At 66.5% G+C, this 3,851-nt stretch carries 4 protein-coding genes; all 4 read left to right on the forward strand.

The genetic code is table 11. The annotated features are described in order from the left end of the window. On the forward strand, positions 1 to 245 hold a 245-nt coding region (locus ACRDUX_RS25920; RefSeq protein WP_526417903.1), incomplete at its 5' end, for an Rv1476 family membrane protein. A 216-nt stretch (positions 246 to 461) separates the two neighbouring features. Beyond that, on the forward strand, positions 462 to 1,877 hold the full coding sequence (ripA, locus tag ACRDUX_RS25925) for an NlpC/P60 family peptidoglycan endopeptidase RipA (RefSeq protein ID WP_526417905.1): 1,416 nt from the start codon (positions 462 to 464) through the stop codon (positions 1,875 to 1,877). Positions 1,878 to 1,948: 71 nt separating this feature from the next. Continuing rightward, entirely contained in the window at positions 1,949 to 2,587 is a 639-nt protein-coding gene (gene ripB, locus ACRDUX_RS25930; protein WP_526417908.1) for an NlpC/P60 family peptidoglycan endopeptidase RipB, read from the forward strand. Between the two features lie 154 nt (positions 2,588 to 2,741). Then, positions 2,742 to 3,851: chaperone MoxR1 (moxR1, locus tag ACRDUX_RS25935; protein ID WP_526417906.1), on the forward strand; the 1,110-nt coding region annotated here is incomplete at its 3' end.

Genomic DNA, 3,851 nt, shown 5'->3' on the forward strand with positions numbered 1-3,851 from the left:
CCTACAGCTCGACCTACGACCGGGTGACGTTGGAGGCGGGTCAGGACATCGCGAAGGTGAGCGGCACTCCGGTAGTCGCATCTCAGAATTTCGTGACCGAATTGACGACACCTCACTTTCCGTGGACGCCATTCACCATCGTCCTCGTCCTTGGCGTCGCACTGGCCGCCGTCGGGACCCGCATCCTGCAGGTCCGCGCGAGAAACGCGCGCGTCTCGGAAACGCCTGCGGCGGCGGAGAACTGACCCGCAGAACACCTTTTCGATATTCAAAGATCACCTTTGGATAACTTCGATTCAATTACAAAGATGTAATTTCCGGCTGGCATTTCCTTAGCCCTTCATGTGACGTACGGTGCAGAAGGTGTCTGCTGTTGCAGTTGTGGTTCTCGTGACTCCTGTGGCGAAGACACCGACGGACGTGCCACCACGTTCGCGTGAGCCTGAGGAGACTTGAATCGAATGAGACGCACCCTTCGCGCCTCGGTTGCGGGTTCGCTCGCATGCGGTGTTCTCGTCGCATCGGTCTACGGCCACGGAGCCGGGCTCGCGGCCGCGGAACCGGAGAGCCCTCAGGGAATCGCGGGCCTCGTCGCCTCCGTCGCGAACGCCGACCAGAAGCTGCAGGAGCTCGGTGCGAACATCCAGGCGCAGCAGGAGAGCGTCAACAAGTCGATCGTCGACGTGCAGACCGCCCGCGACAATGCCGCGACGGCCCAGCGCGACGTCGACGCGAGCCAAGGTGCGCTGAAGGACGCCAACGCCGCCATCGCATCCGCGCAGCAGCGCTTCGACACGTTCGCGGCGTCGAGCTACATGAACGGCCCCTCCGCGGCCTACGTGAACGCCACCGACCCGGCGGACATCCTCGACACCACGGCCGTCGCGCAGACGTTGAACGTCAGTACTTCTCAGGCGATCGCCGATCTACAGCGTGCGCGCACCGGACAGGTCAACAGGGAATCCGCGGCCCGCCTTGCCAAGCAGAAGGCCGACCAGGCGGTCACCGACGCTCAGACCAGCCAGGACGCGGCAGTCGCGTCGTTGACACAGGCGCAGCAGACGTTCAAGGACCAGCAGAGCGAGCTCGACCGACTCACCGCCGAGCGGTCGGCGGCGCAGGCCAAGCTCGCCGCAGCGCGTCAGTGGTCGGCACCCGCGCAGCCCGCTGCCGCACATGCCGCGCAGGCCGCGGGTCCGGCCGCTGCGGCAGTCCCATCGACCAACTGGGACCGCGACCCCTCCGCGGCCGCACCGGGCAACTCGAAGTGGGACGGCGGGTGGGACCCCACGTTGCCCGCCATCCCCAGCGCGTTCGTCAGCGGTGACCCGATCGCCATCATCAACCAGTTACTCGGATACGCCTCCACGTCGTCGCAACTCACCAGCCAGATGGGGCACAGCTTCCTGCAGAAGCTCGGGCTGGTCCCCACCGAGAGCGGCTACACCAACGGCGCGATACCGCGCGTCTACGGCAGACAGGCCTCCGAATACGTGATCCAGCGCGCGGGCACTCAGATGGGGGTGCCGTACTCGTGGGGCGGCGGCACCGCGGCCGGGCCGAGCAGGGGCATCGACTCCGGGGCAGGCACGACCGGTTTCGACTGCTCGGGGCTCATTCTCTACGCCTTCGCCGGGGTGGGCATCAAGCTGCCGCACTACTCGGGTTCGCAGTACAACATGGGCCGCAAGATCCCGGCGTCGCAGATGCGCCGTGGCGACGTCATCTTCTACGGGCCCGGCGGCGCCCAGCACGTGACGCTCTACCTCGGCAACGGACAGATGTTGGAAGCGCCGTACACCGGTTCGGACGTCCACATCTCGCCCGTCCGGACGAGCGGCATGACGCCGTACGTCATTCGCTACATCGAATACTGATGGTGGTTGTCTTGCCTCTGAAGTTCCTCCGCGGCCTCGTCCTGGCGCTCGCCACGTCGTTGTGCGCGGTCATGCTGGCGTTCGGTGCCGCGCCCGCCTCCGCCGATCCCGACGACGGTGGCTGGGATCCGACGCTGCCGAAGGTCGCCAGCTCCGGGGCACCCGGCGACCCGGTCGCCGTCGCCAACGCGTCATTCCAGGCGAGCGCGATCGCACTGCAGACCACCCAGAGCCTCGGCCACCAGTTCCTGGCCGGCCTCGGTCTCGTCAGCGATCCCGTCGGAGCAGCTGGCGGACGGGTCCGTGGCCCGCAGGCGATCGAGTACGTGATCAAGCGAGGAGGATCCCAGATGGGCGTGCCGTACTCGTGGGGTGGCGGTTCACTCACCGGCCCGAGCGAGGGCGTGGACTACGACACGGGCAAGATCGGCTACGACTGTTCGGGATTCACCCGGTACGCCTTCGCTGGCGTCGGTGTGCAGATCCCGAAGTACTCCGGTGACCAATACAACGCAGGACGGCCGATCGCGCCGTCGCAAGCCAAGCGTGGCGATCTGATCTTCTACGGCCCCGGCGGCAGCCAGCACGTGACCATCTTTCTGGGCGGTGGCCGAATGCTGGAGGCCTCCGGCAGCGCGGGCAAAGTGACGGTGAGCCCGGTGCGCACCGCGGGCATGTCGCCACACCTGGTCAGGTTCATCGAGTCCTGATCGAGACCATCTCCGGGCAGGGCACGTCGACGGATTCCGAACTGCCTGGAATAGTTGATGCGGAAGCGTCTGCCGAGTGGCTCTGGCGCCACCGAGATGAACCCAAGATCAGCGGTCTGAGAACGCCGGACCAGAACATGTGGGAGGAAACTGAATGACGTCACCGAGTGGGCCGCCGCAGGGCGCCGGAGGCTTCTCCGGCCAGGCCCCGGCGCAGGGCTTTTCCCCCGCCGGCCCCCCGCAGGCACCGTCCACCAACGGCGGCTTGCAAAACGAGGTGCACACCCTGGAACGGGCGATCTTCGAGGTCAAGCGGATCATCGTCGGCCAGGACCTCCTCGTCGAGCGCATGCTGGTCGGCCTGCTCGCCAAGGGACACGTCCTGCTCGAAGGCGTCCCCGGCGTGGCCAAGACCCTCGCGGTGGAGACGTTCGCCAAGGTCGTCGGCGGTACGTTCGCGCGCATTCAGTTCACGCCCGACCTGGTGCCCACCGACATCGTCGGTACCCGCATCTACCGGGTGGGCAAGGAGGAGTTCGACATCGAACTCGGGCCGGTCATGGTCAACTTCCTGCTCGCCGACGAGATCAACCGCGCGCCTGCCAAGGTGCAGTCCGCCCTGCTCGAGGTGATGGCCGAGCGCAAGATCTCACTCGGTGGCAAGACCTTCCCGCTGCCCAGTCCGTTCCTCGTCATGGCGACACAGAACCCGATCGAGCAGGAGGGCGTGTACTCGCTCCCCGAAGCCCAGCGCGACCGCTTCCTGTTCAAGCTCAACGTCGACTACCCGACGCCAGAGGAAGAGCGCGAGATCATCTACCGGATGGGTGTCACACCGCCGACGCCCAAGCAGATCCTCAACACGGGTGACCTGCTCAGGCTGCAGGACATCGCGGCGGGCATCTTCGTCCACCACGCGCTGGTCGACTACGTCGTGCGCATCGTCACGTCCACCCGCACGCCAGAGAAGTTCGGCATGCCCGACGCCAAGGCATGGATCGCGTACGGCGCCTCACCGCGCGCTTCGCTCGGCATCATCGCCGCATCGCGGGCGCTGGCGCTGGTGCGCGGGCGCGACTACGTGATCCCGCAGGACGTCGTCGAGGTCATCCCCGACGTGCTCCGGCACCGCCTGGTGCTGACGTACGACGCGCTCGCCGACGAGGTGTCGGCCGAGACCGTCATCAACCGCATCATGCAGACCGTGGCGCTGCCGCAGGTGAATGCGATTCCGCAGCAAGGTCATTCAGTCGCCCCCGCAATG

Source organism: Mycobacterium sp. (assembly GCF_050701675.1).
Classification (GTDB): domain Bacteria; phylum Actinomycetota; class Actinomycetes; order Mycobacteriales; family Mycobacteriaceae; genus Mycobacterium.